Genomic DNA, 17,156 nt, shown 5'->3' with positions numbered 1-17,156 from the left:
TTTGAACAAACAGCGAAACAGCGCTTTATTCAAAAGGCAGCAATCACTTTCAAGCGAATCTTTGATAAGGAAATCAAGGTATGTCAGCAGCCCCGAATCTAGCCCCGAATTACACTTACACCCCAGAGCAGGTCACTGCAGCATTCACTGAAATCACCGCAACGCTGTTCACCGGCATTACTGCCGAGGAAACCCCAAAAATGCTGATCGTTGCCGGGCTGCAAGGGTCAGGTAAAACGTATCTGCTGGAAAAAAAACTGCTGCCCTCGAAACGCTACGACAATTATGTTCGTCTGTACCTGCCCAAATACCGCGAAAAACACCCTCAATACGCAGAGATGATCAAGCTGGGTGTCCTGCACGCTTATGAGCATACGGAAGCCTTTGTCCGGAAGCTCGGCGAGCAGATCTTCGCGGAGGCTTTTAACCGCAAATACAACATCATCATGGAGTGTGCATTCGACAGCATCGATTTCGCCGCTTTTCCACCGAAGGCGACGGAGGCCGGCTACCAGGTCGAGGCCCATATCGTCGCCTGTAATCAAGAGTTCGCTCATGCATCGAGCATCAAAAGAGCACTCAGGAGTCTGGAAAAGCAGGAAATGGAAAGGTTCGTCACTGTGTCGGATCTGGATGCCAGCATGAGTAACGCGCAAGCGATCATTCTGGCCTTCGAGACGGCCGCCAAAGCGATCAGCGGCTCGCAAATCACCTTGTATGAACGCGGGTTGGGGGCATTGAAGGAACGGACCTTACGCGCTCAAAGTACGTATACAAAAGCCGCCGACGGGACTTCGACCATCGCAGAAACATCGACACCTTATACGTACAGCGCTTATGGGGCGATCATCGACAATCACATCTACACGATGAGTGATCGCGATGAAATGATAAAAGAATGCCATCTGGCACTGCTCAAAACCCAAGCCCATGCTGAACGGGTGCCGGATTTTGTGTACAACGATCTGTACGCCTATATCGTCAAGTACGTGTACCGATAATCCGTCGCGCCAATGCGACAAACCCACGTATTGGTTTTTTTGAATTTCCAAACAAGCGGTTTGTCGCATACAGAAGAACAACAATTAGGACAGGGATCCATGAGCGATGACCGGACCAAGACCAATGCCATCGAGGAGATGCGATTTCGTCTGCTGATCGATGCAGTGGTCGACTACGCGATTTACATGATCGACCCCGACGGCATTATCAACAGTTGGAATTCCGGTGCCAAACGCTTCAAGGGATATGAAGAGGCGGAGATTCTAGGTCAGCACTTTTCGCGTTTCTATACCGAGGAGGATCGCAAAGCCGGTCTGCCCCAGCGCGCGCTCGATACCGCCATTCGCGAAGGGCGGTTCGAGGGCGAAGGCTGGCGGGTTCGCAAGGACGGCACGCATTTCTGGTCCCACGTCATCATCGATCCCATTCTCGATCCGTCGGGCAAATTGCTGGGTTTTGCCAAGATCACTCGAGATCTGACCGACCGTAAAATGGCCGAAGAAACCCTCAAGCAAAGTGAGCAGCAGTTTCGGCTGCTGGTGCAAAGCGTCACCGACTACGCCATCTACATGCTCGCCCCGGATGGACGTTTGACCAACTGGAATCTGGGGGCTCAGCGAATCAAGGGATATCGGCCTGAAGAAGTTATCGGCCAGCATTTCTCGATGTTTTACACCCCTGAAGACCGTGAAGCCGGTGAACCGCAACGGGCGCTGGAGATTGCTACGCGCGAGGGGCGATTCGAAAACAAGGCCTGGCGCGTGCGCAAGGACGGCACGCAGTTTTTCGCGCATGTCGTGGTTGACCCGATTTGGGGCGAAACCGGCACGTTGCTGGGGTTTGCCAAAATCACTCGGGACATCACCGAGGTGACCCAAGCCCAGCAAGCCCTTGAAAAAGCCCGCGAAGCGTTGTTTCAGGCGCAAAAAATGCAGTCCATCGGTCAACTCAGCGGGGGGATTGCACACGACTTCAATAATCTGCTGACCGTTATTCTCGGCAACCTGGAAATCGTTCGTAAACGTGCGGCAGACGACCCGAGAATCACCCGTTTGCTCGACAACGCCACTCAAGGCGCCTTGCGTGGCGTTTCCCTGACCCAGCGCATGCTGGCGTTTGCCAGGCGTCAGGAACTCAAGACCGAATCCGTTGAGATACCAGCACTGATACAGGGGATTACCGGGCTGTTGCGCAGCTCTCTGGGGCCTGCGGTGAGCATAGAAACCCGCTTTGCGCCCGAACTCGAACCGGTGATGGCCGACGTCAATCAGCTCGAACTGGCGGTGCTGAATCTGGTGACCAACGCCCGCGATGCCATGCCCGACGGTGGGAAACTCGTGATCGATGCCAAGGTGCAAGAAGTCGACGATCAGGCAATCCTGTCCCTGCCGTCAGGCCGTTTTGTCTGCCTGAGTGTCACGGATACGGGGGAGGGCATGGATAACGCAACCCTGGCGTCGGCAATGGATCCTTTCTTCACCACAAAAGGCGTCGGCAAAGGCACTGGCCTGGGGTTGTCGATGGTTCATGGGTTTACTGAACAACTGGGTGGACGCTTCATTCTGAAAAGCCAGAAGGACGTCGGCACCACTGCCGAACTCTGGTTACCCGTTGCGCTAGCCAGCTCGACCACCGAACCCGCTATCGAGGAGACAGCCATGTCGCGGGTGCCTCGTCTGTGTGTGTTGGTCGTGGACGACGATAGTCTGGTATTGACCAGTACCTGCCTGCTGCTTGAGGACCTGGGCCATCGGGTGATCAGCGCAGCGTCTGGTGCACAGGCACTGGAGCGGTTCGACAGCGAGCACAACATTGATCTGGTCATTACGGACATGGTCATGCCCAAGATGAGTGGCGCGCAACTGGCTCAGGCTATTCGGGTGATAAGGCCACACCTGCCGATCATCCTCGCCACCGGTTACGCCGAGCGCCTGGAAGGCTTCGCGTCCAGACTTCCGCGCCTGTCCAAGCCCTTTACCCAACTCAATCTGGTGGAAGTCATTGCCTTGGCGATGAAGTGATAGTCGCGGGCAAATCAGATATGTAGGCGCCAGGCTTGCCGCACCGCTGGCTCCTACGAAAAGCGGTTTGCTCGCTTGACTTGCTATTCGCCCACCCCCATCAAGCAGCGAGATTGGGTGCGCCCAGCTCTTTTTTGTATCGGGCTTTCAGGCTTTCCATCTCTACACCCAATTCGTCGAGCGTCGTTTTGCCCAACAGTTTTTTGGCCTGAGGAAACATTTCCTTTTCCTCCTCTTCGATGTGATGCTCCAACAACTCCTTGACCACTTTCACTCGACCGGAAAATTCAACGGTAGAGGGATCGGTGGTTTTCAGGTCGGGAAGCACCAGCGTATCGACGGTGCGATGTTCTTCCTTGGCTTCGTAATACATCACATCCTGTTCCTTGCCCCCGGCTTTTTTATACGCCGGATACAAGACTTCCTCTTCCAGACGGGTATGGATCTTGATTTCCATTTCCAGTTTGGCCAGTAACTCGGTGCGTTTTTTCACCCCACGTTCGGTGGACTCGCTCAACTGGGCCAGGATGCCTTTTACGCGTTCATGGTCGGCTTTCAACAGGTCAATGGCGTTCATGGTCAAACCTCTTGTTTAGTCACGGGTCAAGCTCAAACGGTCTTCCTGCCGTCGTCGCTCACACTGCTGGAGCATTTCCCGTGCCTGTTTCAATATTCAATAAAAATCCAGTAAAAACAGTTGGTTGCAATCGACTTTACTCGGCGTTTGTCGTGCAACCTGCATGAATATCCGAGGCTGTTCAGTGCAGGTTGACCGAAGGATTGACTCGTCCAGTAGGTGTCAGGCGTCCGGCTGATTGCGCCGCTCATAACGGGCCAGCATCGGTTGAGTACTGATGCCATGCGCCAGAATGCTGAGCGCCACCACCGACAATGTCAGGTCGGTGCACAGCGTCGCCGCCGCCGGAGCGAGGTCATGGTTCGGGGCGTAGAACAGGTAATAGAAGCTCCCGATGCCGCGAATCCCGAACCAGCCGATCAACAGCCGTTGGCGGTCGTCCAGCAAGCGCCCCCACGGCATGAGCCATACGCACAAGGGGCGAATGGCACAGAACAACACCAGCGCAACCACCAATGCTCGCCAATCCCAGTGCCCCACCAGCACCACGCCCAGCAGGGTGACCAGAAACACTTCCATGGCGCGTTCCACCAAACTGCCGAATGCCAGCATGTCGCCCATCATGATGCCCGCCGCGACCTGGGTTTCTGGCAAGTTCGTCACGTCGCCGTGGACGGCAGCCGCAGGTTCGACGTTCTGGTGGCCAACCACTGGTTGCACCAGATGCTCGGCGGGAATTCGCGCGTCGCCGGTGGATTTGACTTCGGCCTGCCGCAACCCGAGACCGGCGGCGAATACCGACAAAAAGCCATAGGCTTGTATCTCCTCGGCCGCGACATAAGCGAGGGCGATCAGGGCCAGGGTCAGGTAATCGTTGGGAGAAATGGTGCTGTCGGCATTGCGGATGCGCATCGACAAGGTCAAGCGACCGATGCCGTGACCCATCCAGTAACCGATGAACAAACCGGCAGGCACGGCCCACAGCAGGCTCTTCAATACCCACTCACCGAGCCAGGCACTGTTATCGCCGCTCTGTTGCACAAACAACAAACCGAGGATCACGAAGGGGAAGGCGATGCCGTCGTTGAGGCCCGCCTCACCGGAGAGCCCGAAACGTACCGAATCGTAATCCCTGGCGTCGTTGACCTGCACCAGCGAGGCCAGTACCGGATCGGTGGGGGCCAGAATCGCCGCGATCAACAGCGACGGCCCCCACGCCAGGGCAAAACCGTAATGCAGTAGCAGGCAGACGCCAATGATGGTCAGGATCATCACCGGTCCCGCCAGGCCGAACGCTACCCGCCATCGGAGGTCCTTCAGCGGCAGGCGCAATTTGAGTCCGCAGACAAACAGCGAAAAGAGCACCGCGACTTCCGTCAGGTGCTCCATCCAGACTGCCGCGTCCTTGATGTCCAGCTTCAGCAGGCCCAGGCCCGCCGGACCTATCGCCACGCCCAGCGCCAGGCACACCGCCGACGTGGTCACCGGCATCCAGCGCAGATAGGACGAGGTCAGTGCCAGGGTCAGCAGCACCGCACCCAACACCGCCACCCATACAATGAAACTCATGCCTGGTTCTCGGAGGTGGAGGGTGAATTCAGGAGAGTCACACGCCGGTCGCGCGCACGTACTCAGGTCCCAGATAGTTGAACCAGAGGAGAATCATCTCCACCAGGATAGTTACCAACACCAATAGCCCGACGCCCCATACGCTCGCCGCATTCAGCAAGCCTTGCTCCTTGCGCTCGTGCATGAAAATCGGCAAACCGACGAACAGCAGAAACGTCGAATAAAGGGAGGCGGCCCCCAGCACCGTGATCGCCAGCCAGCGACTCGGATAGAGCCCGGCAATACCCGCAAGGAAGAACGGGGTGACGGTGTAGGCGGCAAAACCGATGCACTGATTGACGTTGGGGCGCGAGTCGAAGGTGCGTGACATCCAGCGGATGAACAGCCCCATCAACACCACGCCGACAATGATGCTCAGGTACAGCAGCCCACAGAGTTGCAGGGCGCTGGCGGCACTGAGTTTGACCGTTTCGTTTCCAGCCAGGCTCCAGCCGACGTAGGTGGTCCCGATAAACAGGCACACGGCGGGGATCAGGGCGAGCAACAGCAAATGAGCGAGGTAATGGCGCGGATGCGCTTCCTCTTCCTTACGAATATCTGTCCAGACGAAATTGGGCTGAGTGAACAGCCTGACGAAAGGTGCGGACATGACGACCTCCAGATAACGAGCGGCCCGGCATAGGAGCCCCTAGAAGTATTGAGGTGCATCCATCGCCGGGGGTTCATTTTTTATCGGGGGCAGGGGCGGTCAGCCCGAGGGAATGTTTGCAAGCGTCGGAGGTCAACCGGGCAGGTCCTCTTGCCTGGATGCCTGGTCATGAACGTCAGCCAAACCATCGTCGAATATTTGCGCCAACACGACCTGCGACTGACGACTGCCGAGTCCTGTACCGCCGGAAAGACCGTAACCCTGCTGGCCGAGGTGCCGGGCAGCGGAGACCTGATCGAGAGCGGTTACGTGGTCTATTCTTCCGAAGCAAAACAACGGTTACTTAACGTCAACCCCCATACGATCGAAACCTTCAACCTGACCAGTTGCGAAGTCGCTCGCGAAATGGCCTTGGGCGCTTTGCTCGACAGCACAGCTAACGTCGCCGTGGCCACCACCGGGATCCTGGGGCCGGAGGATGTCGACGGGATTCCGGCCGGCACCGTCTGTTTCGCCTGGGCGTACCAGACTGAGCAAGGGAAGCGAGTATTCACTCACCAGCACCGGTTTTTCTGGTCCCGCAGCAAGGTCCAGCTACTGGCCGCAGAACATGCCTTGAAGCGGATCTCGTTTTTTCATAAACGTGCGCTAGCCAGTGAACAAGATCAGGTCAATCAATGAACGACGAATTCCGCCGCACCGACTACCACAAGCGCTCGTTGAGGGTTGACCCCGGTCTTTTATCTTGAGTTCGGTTGGATTTCCGCAATCTGTAAAGGCACACAAATCCCCTGTGGGAGCGGGCTTGCCCGCGATGGCGGAGTGTCAGGCGACATCAATTTTCCTGACGGATCGCCATCGCGGGCAAGCCCGCTCCCACAGGGTATGTGTTGTGTCATTGAGTCTGTGTGGAATCAGACCTGGCGGTTACGCAAACTACGCTCCATCCGCGCGATTCCTTCTTCCAGCAGCGCCCGTGGGCAGCCGAAGTTCAGGCGCACGAATTGCCGGGCGTTATCGCCGAAATCCAGCCCGGCACTCAAGCCGACTTTGGCTTGTTCGAGGAAGAATTGCTGCGGGTTGTCCAGCCCCAGCGCCGTGCAATCGAGCCACGCCAGGTAAGTGCCCTGAGGGATGTTCATGGTCACACCCGGCAACCGCGTGCGAACCGCCTCCACCAGATAATCCCGATTGCTTTGCAGATAGGCCATGAGCTCGGTCAGCCACGGACCGCCTTCGCTGTAGGCGACGCGGGTGGCTTCCAGGCCCAGCGGGTTGACGCTGTCGACCATGCCGCAGCGAGCATGGTTGACCCGATGGAGCAGCGCCGCATCCTGAATGATCATGAACGCCGTCTTCAAACCGGCGATGTTGTAGGCCTTGCTCGCCGACATCAGGGTAATGGTGCGCTTGGCGATTTGCGGGCTGAGCGAGGCGGTCGGAATGTGCACGCGCCCGTCGAAGCACAGCTCGGAGTGGATCTCGTCGGAGATGATCCAGGCATCCTGCTCCAGGCAAATGTCGGCGACCGCTTGCAGCTCCTCGCGCGGGAAGACCTTGCCCAGCGGGTTGTGCGGGTTGCTCAGCAGCAGCGCGCCGCCCCCTTGCAGCGCCTGGCGCAAGGTGTCGAGTGGCGTCGCATAAGTGCCATCGGCCAAGGCGTCGAAGTCGAGCTCGACCTTGTTCAACTGCCAGTGGCCCGGCGCATGGCGTAGCGGCGGGTAGTTCGGCGTCTGCACCACCACGTTCTGCTGCGGCTGAACCAGCGCATGCAGGGCCATGTTGAACCCCGACTCGATACCCGGCAGGAATACCAGCTCCTGGGGTTGTACGCGCCAGGCGTACTTGCTCCACAGGTCGGCGACGATGGCGTCACGCAAGTCATCCTGCGCCACGCTGTAACCGAGCATCGGGTGTTCCAGGCGTTTTTGCAGCGCCTGGATGATCGCGGGCGGCGCTGCAAAATCCATGTCGGCGACCCACATCGGCAACACGTCAGCCGGATAGCGGCTCCATTTGGTACTGCCGGTGCCGTGGCGGTCGAACACCTGATCAAAATCGAAAGTCATGCTCAGTCTCATAAAAAGCAGAGGGGTTAATCCGGCGCTCATGATAAGCGCCAACCTTCACCGCTGGCGAGGTGCTCGATAGACCATGACCGACAAGCCGCCGACGGTCGGTTTTCAGACCGCACACGGCAACATTGTCTAAAGTTCTAATTGGCGGTAGTTCCGTTGCCGTCACCGTGATCGTCCAGAAAAACCCGGTCAACGCACCGGGTTTCCACCTGATCAGGAGTGCACGATGGACCTCAACCGTCGTCAGTTCTTCAAGGTCGCTGGTCTCGGCCTTGCGGGCTCCAGCCTCGGCGCGCTGGGCATGGCCCCGACGCCCGCTTTCGCCGAACAAGTGCGTCATTTCAAGCTCGCCCATACCCATGAAACCCGCAACACCTGCCCGTACTGCTCGGTCGGTTGCGGCTTGATCATGTATAGCCAGGGCGATAACGCGAAGAATGTCGCCCAGAGCATCATCCACATCGAAGGCGATGCCGACCACCCCGTCAATCGCGGCACCCTCTGCCCCAAAGGCGCAGGCCTGCTCGATTTCATTCACAGCCCCAGCCGTCTGCAATACCCGCAGGTGCGCAAGCCCGGCACTACGGAGTGGACGCGGATCTCCTGGGATGAAGCGCTGGACCGCATCGCCGACCTGATGAAGGCCGACCGCGACGCCAACTTCATCGAGAAGAACGCCCAGGGGCAAACGGTGAACCGCTGGCTGACCACCGGTTTCCTCGCGGCGTCGGCATCGTCCAACGAAGCGGGTTACATCACCCACAAGGTGATTCGCAGTCTCGGCATGCTGGGGTTCGATAACCAGGCACGTGTCTGACATGGCCCGACGGTGGCAAGTCTTGCCCCGACGTATGGCCGTGGTGCCATGACCAACCACTGGACCGATATCGCCAACGCGAATCTGGTTCTGGTGATGGGTGGCAATGCCGCCGAAGCGCACCCTTGCGGTTTCAAATGGGTGACCGAAGCCAAAGCCCACAACAAGGCGCGGCTGATTGTGGTCGACCCGCGTTTCACCCGTACGGCCTCGGTGGCCGACTATTACGCGCCGATCCGCACCGGTACCGACATTGCCTTTATGGGCGGGCTGATCAATTACCTGCTGACCGAAGACAAGATCCAGCACGAATACGTGCGCGCCTATACGGACGTGTCGTTCATCGTCAAGGCCAACTACGGTTTCGAGGACGGGTTGTTCAGCGGTTACGACGCGAACAAGCGCATCTATACCGACAAGTCCGGCTGGGGCTACGAGATCGGCGAGGACGGTTTCGCCAAAGTCGACCCGACCCTGCAAGACCCACGCTGCGTCTACCAATTAATGAAGCAGCATTACAGCCGCTACACTCTGGAGCTGGCCAGTCAGGTCTGCGGCATGCCCACCGACGCGATGAAGAAAATCTGGGAAGAGATCGCCACCTGCTCGCAACCGGGCAAGACCATGACGATTCTCTATGCGCTGGGCTGGACCCAGCACTCGATCGGCTCGCAGATGATCCGCAGCGCGGCCATGGTGCAACTGCTGCTGGGCAACGTCGGCATGCCGGGCGGGGGCGTCAACGCCCTGCGCGGGCACTCCAACATCCAGGGCCTGACCGACCTGGGCTTGCTGTCCAACCTGCTGCCCGGTTACCTGACCCTGCCGGCCGAGGCCGAACAGGACTACAACGCCTACATCGCCAAACGTGCCCTCAAGCCGCTGCGTCCGGGGCAGATGTCCTACTGGCAGAACTACGGCAAGTTCCACGTCAGCCTGATGAAAGCCTGGTACGGCGCCAATGCCACCGCCGAGAATCACTGGGGCTACGACTGGCTGCCCAAGCTGGACATTCCCGGCTACGACATCCTGAAAATGTTCGACATGATGGGCAAGGGCGAGGTCAATGGCTACATGTGCCAGGGCTTCAACCCGATCGCTGCCTTGCCGGACAAGAACCGGGTGATGAAGGCGCTGGCCAAGCTCAAGTGGCTGGTGGTGATGGACCCATTGGCCACCGAAACCTCGGAGTTCTGGCGCAACGCCGGGCCTTACAACGATGTGGAAACGGCCAGCATCCAGACCGAAGTCATCCGTCTGCCCACCACCTGTTTCGCCGAAGAAAACGGTTCGCTGGTCAACAGCGGTCGCTGGCTGCAATGGCACTGGAAGGGGGCCGACGGCCCAGGGCAGGCGCGCACGGACGTGAAGATCATGGCCGAGCTGTTCTTGCGCCTGCGCAAGCGTTACCAGGCCGACGGCGGCGCCTGGGCCGAGCCGATTCTCAAGCTCGACTGGCCCTACAAAATACCCGACGACCCGACGCCGGAAGAGCTGGCCCGGGAATTCAACGGCTACGCCGTCGCCGATGTCACTGACGCCTCGGGCGCGGTGGTCAAGGCCGGTCAGCAGCTGTCCGGCTTCGGCCAACTCAAGGACGATGGCAGCACGGCGTCCGGTTGCTGGATCTTCTGCGGCAGCTGGACCGAGCAGGGCAACAACATGGCCCGGCGTGACAACAGCGATCCGTTTGGCATGAAGCAGAACCTGGGCTGGGCCTGGGCCTGGCCGGCAAACCGGCGGATTCTCTATAACCGCGCCTCTTGCGACCCTCAAGGAAAACCGTGGGATGCGAAAAAACGGCTGGTGTGGTGGAACGGCAAGGTCTGGACCGGCACCGACGTGCCCGACTACAAGGCCGATGTGCCGCCGGAAGCCGGGATGAACCCGTTCATCATGAACCCCGAAGGCGTGGCGCGTTTCTTTGCCCTCGACAAGATGAACGAAGGGCCGTTCCCGGAACACTACGAGCCGTTCGAGACGCCCATCGGCATCAACCCGATGCACCCCAACAACAAGCAGGCGACCAGCAACCCGGCCGGGCGGATTTTCGATTCGGTCTGGGACACTCTCGGGCAGGCCAAGGACTTCCCTTATGCGGCGACCAGCTACCGGCTGACCGAACACTTCCACTTCTGGACCAAGCATTGCCCGATCAACGCCATAACCCAGCCCGAGCAGTTCGTCGAGATCGGCGAGGCGCTGGCCAAGGAGAAGGGGATTGCCGCCGGCGACCGGGTTCGGGTCAGTTCCAAGCGCGGGCATATCGAAGCGGTGGCGGTGGTGACCAAGCGGATTCGTCCGCTGCAGGTCAACAATCAGGTGGTGCATCAGATCGGTATCCCGTTGCACTGGGGGTTCACCGGCGCCACCCGTCACGGTTACCTGACCAACACCCTGGTGCCGTTCCTCGGCGATGGCAACACACAGACCCCGGAATCCAAGTCATTCCTGGTCAACGTGGAGAAAGTCTAAATGGCCAGCCAAGACATCATCGCCCGTTCGGCCACCACCACCATGCCACCCTCGGTGCGCACGCAAGAGGAAGTGGCCAAGCTGATCGATACCACCAAGTGCATTGGCTGCAAGGCCTGCCAGGTCGCCTGCTCGGAATGGAACGAGCTGCGCGACGATGTCGGTCACAACCTCGGCACCTACGACAACCCTCAAGACCTCAGCGCAGACACCTGGACCTTGATGCGCTTTACCGAGCATGAAACCGACGCCGGCAACCTCGAATGGCTGATTCGCAAGGACGGTTGCATGCACTGCGCCGAACCCGGCTGCCTGGCGGCGTGCCCGAGCCCGGGAGCGATCATCAAGCACGCCAACGGCATCGTCGATTTCGATCAGGACCATTGCATCGGCTGCGGGTATTGCATCACCGGTTGTCCGTTCAACATTCCGCGCATCTCGCAAAAGGACCACAAGGCTTATAAGTGCACGTTGTGTTCGGACCGGGTGGCGGTGGGGCTGGAGCCGGCCTGCGTGAAAACCTGCCCGACCGGCGCTATCGTGTTCGGCAGCAAGGAAGACATGAAGGAGCACGCCGCCGAACGTATCGTCGACCTCAAGAGCCGCGGTTTCGAAAACGCCGGTTTGTATGATCCCGCAGGCGTCGGCGGCACCCACGTCATGTATGTGCTGCACCATGCCGACACGCCCAGGTTGTATGCCGGGTTGCCGGATCACCCGGCGATCAGTCCGTTGGTGGACCTGTGGAAAGGCCTGAGCAAACCCCTGGCGTTGCTGGCCATGGGCGCGGCGGTGCTGGCCGGGTTCTTCCATTACGTGCGCGTCGGGCCACAACTGGTCGAGGAGGACGAACATCCAGTCACCATCGACCCGGCGGTGCATGAATTCGATCCCTCGGTGCACACCTTTGATCCGACGAAACCCGGCGGGGAGGACAGGCCATGAACGACAAACCGATCCTGCGCTACACCGCCAACCAGCGCACCAACCATTGGCTGGTGGCGATTGTGTTTCTGATGGCTGCGCTGTCGGGGCTGGCCTTGTTCCATCCGGGATTGTTCTGGCTCAGCAACCTGTTTGGCGGCGGCTCGTGGACGCGCATTTTGCATCCGTACCTGGGCGTGGTGATGTTTGTATTGTTTCTCGGCCTGGTGTTCAGCTTCTGGCGGGTGAATTACTTCAGCACCAACGACCGGCTATGGCTCAGGCGTGTCGGGCATGTGATCCGCAACGAGGAGGAGGGCGTGCCGCCCATCGGTAAATACAACCCGGGTCAGAAGCTGCTGTTCTGGGTGTTGCTGATCTGCATGCTGGTGCTGCTGTTCAGCGGGCTGGTGATCTGGCGCGCCTGGTTCAGTGCGTACTTCGGCATCACCAGTATTCGCTGGGCGATGCTGCTGCATGCGTTGGCGGGGTTCATCCTGGTGTTGAGCATCATCGTCCACGTCTATGCTGGTATCTGGATTCGCGGTTCGGTCGACGCCATGGTGCATGGCCGGGTCAGCCGCGCCTGGGCGAGAAAGCACCATAGGCTCTGGTACCGCGAAGTGACCGGTGACGAGACGCCTGAGCCACCGATCAGCAAAAAAGGATGACCTCTTGGCCACGATCCTCGAGCCTGGGCAGATAGAAGCGGCGGCGAGTTCACCGCCGTTTCTGTACCTGCCACCGAACAATCTATTCACCTTGCGTGCGTTGCGCCTGGAACGCCTGGCCGACGGACATCCCATGGCGGACTATCTGCGCTTGATCGCGGGGCTGTGCCACGTTCAACAGAACCTGATGGACGATCCGCCCGCGGCGGCCATGCCCGATCCCGAACGTCTTCGGGTGTGCGTGGAACATGGCTTGCCACCATTCGCTGCCGACAGTCTGGTGCGCGAAAATGTTTGGCTGCCCGTTCTCGAAGCCTTGTTGCTACGCTATCAGCCGCCGCCACAATCGGCGGTAGAAAACGCCGTGGCGACTTTGCGCAGTGCCAACCCGGGGCTGCTCAAAGCGTGGGCGATTGCCTTGGTCAGCGGCCAGTATTCAATGCTGCCGGCAGAACTGGTGCCGTTTCTCGGTGCAGCGCTGCAAGCCGCCTGGAGCCATTGGCTGCTGAGTTCACCCAACCTTGAACTCAAGCGCGGCGACAGCCTCAGCCAATGCCCGGCCTGCGGTTCGCCGGCGATGGCCGGGGTGATTCGTCATCGTGGCAAATACAACGGTTTGCGTTATCTGGTGTGCTCGTTGTGTGCCTGCGAATGGCACGTGGTGCGGGTCAAATGCGTGTATTGCGAACAGAGCAAGGGGCTTCAATACGTCAGCTTCGAGGATGACCGTCACGCTGCCAATCAGGCACCGTTGCGGGCGGAAGTCTGCCCCGGCTGCAACAGCTACCTGAAACTGATCTACCTGGAAAACGACGCCGAAGCCGAAGCGCTCTCGGCGGACCTGTCCAGCCTGATGCTCGACATGCGCCTGGAGCAGGAAAGCTATCAGCGCCCATCGCCCAATCTGATGCTGGCACCCGGAGGCGACTGAGCCTGTCCCCTTGAGCAGTGAACCCAGCGGCTACACTCAGACGCGACGGTCATTCGCTTCCGGGAGCCTCTGATGTCCGCACCCTCCGCCAGCCAAACCTTGCGGCTGCCCTCCATCGACAGCTTGCTGCGCCATCCCGCCTGCCAGGCGTTGGCCGAGCGTTATGGGCGTGACGCGCTGCTGGCCGGCCTGCGGCAACTGCTCGATGACTTGCGCGAGCCAGTGCTCAAGGGTGAACTCGCTGCCGTTGAAATCGCCCCCGAGGTACTGGCGGGCAGGGCGGGCGAGCGTCTGGCGATCCAGCATCGCAGCCAGGTCCGCCGGGTGTTCAACCTCACCGGCACGGTGCTGCACACCAACCTTGGGCGCGCGTTGTTGCCGCAGGCGGCTATCGAAGCCGTTCAGCTTGCTGCCCGCTATCCGCTCAATCTGGAATTCGACCTGCACAGTGGCAAGCGCGGCGACCGGGATGATTTGATCGAAGGGTTGATTCGCGAGCTGACCGGCGCCGAAGCGGTGACCGTGGTCAACAACAATGCCGCCGCCGTGTTGCTGACACTCAACAGTTTGGGCGCACGCAAGGAAGGCATCATTTCCCGTGGTGAACTGATCGAGATCGGCGGCGCCTTCCGCATCCCCGACATCATGGCTCGCGCCGGAGTGCGGCTGCACGAAGTGGGAACCACCAACCGCACCCATGCGCGGGATTATGAGGCCGCCATCGGTCCGCGCAGTGGTTTGGTGATGCGCGTACATGCGAGCAATTATTCCATTGAAGGCTTTACCGCCCGGGTGCCGACGGCTGAATTGGCCGAGCTGGCTCACCGGCACGGGTTGCCGCTGCTGGAAGATCTGGGCAGCGGCAGCCTTCTGGACCTGACTCGCTGGGGCCTGCCCGCCGAACCGACGGTGCGCCAGGCGCTGCTTGATGGTGCAGACATCGTCACCTTCAGCGGCGACAAATTGCTCGGCGGTCCCCAGGCCGGGTTGATTGTCGGTCGCAAAGACCTGATCGCGAAGATCAAGAAGAACCCGCTCAAGCGCGCGCTGCGGGTCGACAAACTGACTCTGGCCGCCCTCGAAGCCGTATTGGCGCTGTACCGCGATCCTGATCGGCTGGCCGAACGTCTGCCGAGTCTGCGCCTGCTGACCCGACCCCAAGCCGACATCTTCGCCCAGGCCGAACGCCTGCAACCGTCACTGGCGCAGGTGTTGGGTGACGGCTGGACCGTCAGCGCGGTGCTGGCGCTGGGCATGATCGGCAGCGGCAGCCAGCCGGTGGCGCGACTGCCCAGCGCTGCGTTATGCCTGCGGCCCAACGTTTCCAAACGTCTGCGTGGGCGGCGACTGCTGGGACTGGAGGCCGGGTTTCGTCGGCTGCCGATTCCCGTGCTCGGGCGCATCGACGGTGATGCGCTTTGGCTGGACCTGCGCCAACTGGACGACGAAGCCGCGTGGCTGGCGCAGCTCAATCAGCTGGCGCCATTCGATCAATTGCAGGAGGAGGGCCGGGACGGGTGATTGTCGGCACCGCGGGGCATATTGATCACGGCAAGACCTCCTTGCTCCAGGCATTGACCGGCCAGGCCGGCGACCGTCGCCGGGAAGAACGTGAACGTGGCATGACCATCGACCTCGGCTACATCTACGCGACGCTGGAACCGGGCGCCGCGCTGACCGGTTTTATCGACGTACCCGGCCATGAGCGCTTCACCCACAACATGCTGGCCGGCGCTCAGGGCATTGATCTGGTGTTGTTGGTGGTGGCGGCCGATGACGGGGTCATGCCGCAGACCCGCGAACATGTGGCGATTGTCGAGTTGCTGGGCATCCCCCGGGCACTGATTGCAATCACCAAATGCGACCGCGTCGACCCTGCTCGGGTGCAAGCCGTCCGGGAACAGATCAAAGCATTACTGGCACCCGGACCGTATGCCGACGCGCCGCAAATCGCGTTGTCGAGTGTGACCGGCGAGGGTGTCGAGACACTGCGTCAAGCCTTGCTGGATGCGCAACATGAGGTGCTTCAACGCAGCGCCAGCGGCGGTTTTCGCCTGGCGATTGATCGTGCCTTCAGCGTGGCTGGCGCCGGTATCGTGGTGACGGGCACCGCGTTGTCCGGCCAGGTGACCGTGGGCGATACGCTGATGTTGAGTCCGCTGGGCAAACTGGTGAGGGTACGAGGCCTGCATGCGCAGAACCAGGCGGCTGACAGCGCAACGGCCGGGCAGCGAGTCGCGCTGAACCTGAATGCCGAGCGTTTGGCCCTGGAGCAGATTCACCGGGGCCACTGGCTGTTGGCCGAATGGCTGCATGCGCCGACGCAGCGTCTGGATATCCAAATGACCTTGTTGGCCAGCGAGGCGCGAAGCTTCGAGCACTTTCAACCGGTGCACGTGCACCTCGGCACTCAGGACGTCACCGGGCGAGTGGCGTTGCTGGAGGGCGCTAGCCTGGCACCGGGAGCGCAGATGTTCGCGCAACTGCTGGTGAACGCGCCGGTGCTGGCGGTGAAGGGCGACCGTTTGATCCTGCGGGATCAAAGCGCCCAACGCACCCTTGGCGGTGGCCGGGTACTTGATCCGTTCGCCCCGGCCCGACACCGCCGCAGCCCCGAACGATTGGCGCAGCTACAGACGCTGGCCACCACGAACAGCCTGGAGCAAGCACTGCCGACGCTGCTGGCCAACAGCGACACCGGGCTGGATCCGCAGCGTCTGGAGCGCCAGTTCAATCGCCCGCGCGATAGCTGGGAGTTGCCCGATGACGTGCGCTTGATCGATACGCGGCAGGGGCCGTTGCTGTTCAGCGCTGCCCGCTGGGAAGCCCTGAAAGCGCCGCTGCTGGAACACCTCGCACGCTTTCATCAACTCGAACCGGACCAAATGGGACCGGACAGGGATCGCCTGCGTCGCTTCGCCGGCACCGCGCTGGATCGGCCGACCTTTATCAGTCTGCTCGACGAATTACTGGCCAGCGGCACGATTGTCGCCAGCGGCCCCTGGCTGCATTTGCCCGATCACCAAGTGCGGTTGAGCGAGGATGACGAAACCCTGTGGCAACAATTACAGCCGCTGTTCGAACAGGCGGGTTTCGATCCGCCGTGGGTGCGTGATCTGGCGAAATCGACGGGCCATGAAGAGGCCGCCGTACGCCTGCTGCTGCGCAAGATGGCGCGACTGGGGTTGGTGCATCAAGTGGTTCGTGACCTGTTCTACACCGACACGCTGCTGCGCCGATTGGCGGCTATGCTGGTGCAATTGGCCAGCGATGACCCGGTGATTCAGGTCACCGCATTTCGCGATGCCGTGGGCCTGGGGCGCAAGCGCAGCATTCAGATTCTTGAGTACTTCGACCGAATCGGCCTGACCCGACGCTTTGGCGACCGGCGCCACATTCGGCTCGACAATGCACTGGCTCAACGCACAGCAGACTGAGTTCA

Annotated in this window: 13 protein-coding genes; 9 read left to right on the top strand and 4 right to left on the bottom strand. The window is 60.3% G+C overall.

The genetic code is table 11. The annotated features are described in order from the left end of the window. Positions 1-80: 80 nt before the first annotated feature. Together PSH65_RS16385 and PSH65_RS16380 are read left to right on the top strand one after the other, a co-directional pair. A complete protein-coding gene (locus tag PSH65_RS16385) occupies positions 81-1,001 on the top strand; it encodes a zeta toxin family protein (protein ID WP_305421261.1) in 921 nt (306 codons plus the stop codon). 99 nt (positions 1,002-1,100) lie between these two features. After that, positions 1,101-3,023: a PAS domain-containing sensor histidine kinase gene (locus tag PSH65_RS16380; RefSeq protein WP_305421259.1), complete on the top strand. Its 1,923-nt coding sequence runs from the start codon at positions 1,101-1,103 to the stop codon at positions 3,021-3,023. Between the two features lie 100 nt (positions 3,024-3,123). On the opposite strand, the gene PSH65_RS16375 is transcribed toward PSH65_RS16380, so the two are convergent. The 3 genes from PSH65_RS16375 to PSH65_RS16365 all read right to left on the bottom strand — a co-directional run bounded on the left by PSH65_RS16375 (position 3,124) and on the right by PSH65_RS16365 (position 5,818). Further along, a complete protein-coding gene (locus PSH65_RS16375; RefSeq protein WP_305421257.1) occupies positions 3,124-3,600 on the bottom strand; it encodes a hemerythrin domain-containing protein in 477 nt (158 codons plus the stop codon). Between the two features lie 222 nt (positions 3,601-3,822). Continuing rightward, complete coding sequence (locus tag PSH65_RS16370; RefSeq protein ID WP_305421255.1) at positions 3,823-5,169, bottom strand: sodium:proton antiporter; 1,347 nt, start codon at positions 5,167-5,169, stop codon at positions 3,823-3,825. A gap of 37 nt (positions 5,170-5,206) precedes the next feature. Further along, positions 5,207-5,818, bottom strand: coding sequence for a Yip1 family protein (locus PSH65_RS16365; RefSeq protein WP_305421253.1), 612 nt, complete (start codon positions 5,816-5,818; stop codon positions 5,207-5,209). A 168-nt stretch (positions 5,819-5,986) separates the two neighbouring features. Here PSH65_RS16365 and PSH65_RS16360 point away from each other — a divergent pair, with 168 nt between their 5' ends. After that, positions 5,987-6,499 (top strand): CinA family protein, encoded by a 513-nt coding sequence (locus PSH65_RS16360; protein WP_305421250.1) that lies wholly within the window; start codon positions 5,987-5,989, stop codon positions 6,497-6,499. Positions 6,500-6,732: 233 nt separating this feature from the next. On the opposite strand, the gene PSH65_RS16355 is transcribed toward PSH65_RS16360, so the two are convergent. After that, positions 6,733-7,887 carry a MalY/PatB family protein gene (locus tag PSH65_RS16355; protein WP_305421249.1) on the bottom strand — a complete coding sequence of 385 codons (1,155 nt, stop codon included), beginning with the start codon at positions 7,885-7,887 and terminating at the stop codon, positions 6,733-6,735. Positions 7,888-8,122: 235 nt separating this feature from the next. On the opposite strand from PSH65_RS16355, the gene fdnG reads away from it, so the two are divergent. The 6 genes from fdnG (at position 8,123) to selB (ending at position 17,151) form a co-directional block, all read left to right on the top strand. After that, a complete protein-coding gene (fdnG, locus tag PSH65_RS16350) occupies positions 8,123-11,188 on the top strand; it encodes a formate dehydrogenase-N subunit alpha (RefSeq protein ID WP_305421246.1) in 3,066 nt (1,021 codons plus the stop codon). After that, on the top strand, positions 11,189-12,133 hold the full coding sequence (gene fdxH, locus PSH65_RS16345; protein ID WP_305421244.1) for a formate dehydrogenase subunit beta: 945 nt from the start codon (positions 11,189-11,191) through the stop codon (positions 12,131-12,133). Next, positions 12,130-12,783: a formate dehydrogenase subunit gamma gene (locus PSH65_RS16340; RefSeq protein WP_305421242.1), complete on the top strand. Its 654-nt coding sequence runs from the start codon at positions 12,130-12,132 to the stop codon at positions 12,781-12,783. Before fdxH ends, PSH65_RS16340 begins: the two co-directional genes overlap by 4 nt. Before the next feature lie 4 nt (positions 12,784-12,787). Continuing rightward, on the top strand, positions 12,788-13,714 hold the full coding sequence (gene fdhE, locus PSH65_RS16335; RefSeq protein WP_305421240.1) for a formate dehydrogenase accessory protein FdhE: 927 nt from the start codon (positions 12,788-12,790) through the stop codon (positions 13,712-13,714). Between the two features lie 72 nt (positions 13,715-13,786). Continuing rightward, on the top strand, positions 13,787-15,235 hold the full coding sequence (gene selA, locus PSH65_RS16330; protein WP_305421239.1) for an L-seryl-tRNA(Sec) selenium transferase: 1,449 nt from the start codon (positions 13,787-13,789) through the stop codon (positions 15,233-15,235). Further along, complete coding sequence (gene selB, locus PSH65_RS16325) at positions 15,232-17,151, top strand: selenocysteine-specific translation elongation factor (protein ID WP_305421237.1); 1,920 nt, start codon at positions 15,232-15,234, stop codon at positions 17,149-17,151. The genes selA and selB overlap by 4 nt, the downstream gene beginning before the upstream one ends. The last annotated feature ends 5 nt before the right edge of the window (positions 17,152-17,156 follow it).

Source organism: Pseudomonas sp. FP603 (genome assembly GCF_030687415.1).
GTDB lineage: Bacteria > Pseudomonadota > Gammaproteobacteria > Pseudomonadales > Pseudomonadaceae > Aquipseudomonas > Aquipseudomonas wuhanensis.
The sequence above is the reverse complement of the archived record's forward strand: the minus strand, read 5'-3'. Positions and strand labels throughout refer to the sequence as shown.

Excerpts from the sequence above, each read along its gene's own strand:
- PSH65_RS16375 (WP_305421257.1), bottom strand. The coding sequence starts at position 3,600 with ATGAACGCCATTGACCTGTTGAAAGCCGACCATGAACGCGTAAAAGGC.
- fdxH (WP_305421244.1), top strand. The coding sequence starts at position 11,189 with ATGGCCAGCCAAGACATCATCGCCCGTTCGGCCACCACCACCATGCCA.
- PSH65_RS16360 (WP_305421250.1), top strand. The coding sequence starts at position 5,987 with ATGAACGTCAGCCAAACCATCGTCGAATATTTGCGCCAACACGACCTG.
- PSH65_RS16340 (WP_305421242.1), top strand. The coding sequence starts at position 12,130 with ATGAACGACAAACCGATCCTGCGCTACACCGCCAACCAGCGCACCAAC.
- PSH65_RS16380 (WP_305421259.1), top strand. The coding sequence starts at position 1,101 with ATGAGCGATGACCGGACCAAGACCAATGCCATCGAGGAGATGCGATTT.
- PSH65_RS16370 (WP_305421255.1), bottom strand. The coding sequence starts at position 5,169 with ATGAGTTTCATTGTATGGGTGGCGGTGTTGGGTGCGGTGCTGCTGACC.
- PSH65_RS16355 (WP_305421249.1), bottom strand. The coding sequence starts at position 7,887 with ATGACTTTCGATTTTGATCAGGTGTTCGACCGCCACGGCACCGGCAGT.
- selA (WP_305421239.1), top strand. The coding sequence starts at position 13,787 with ATGTCCGCACCCTCCGCCAGCCAAACCTTGCGGCTGCCCTCCATCGAC.
- PSH65_RS16385 (WP_305421261.1), top strand. The coding sequence starts at position 81 with ATGTCAGCAGCCCCGAATCTAGCCCCGAATTACACTTACACCCCAGAG.
- PSH65_RS16365 (WP_305421253.1), bottom strand. The coding sequence starts at position 5,818 with ATGTCCGCACCTTTCGTCAGGCTGTTCACTCAGCCCAATTTCGTCTGG.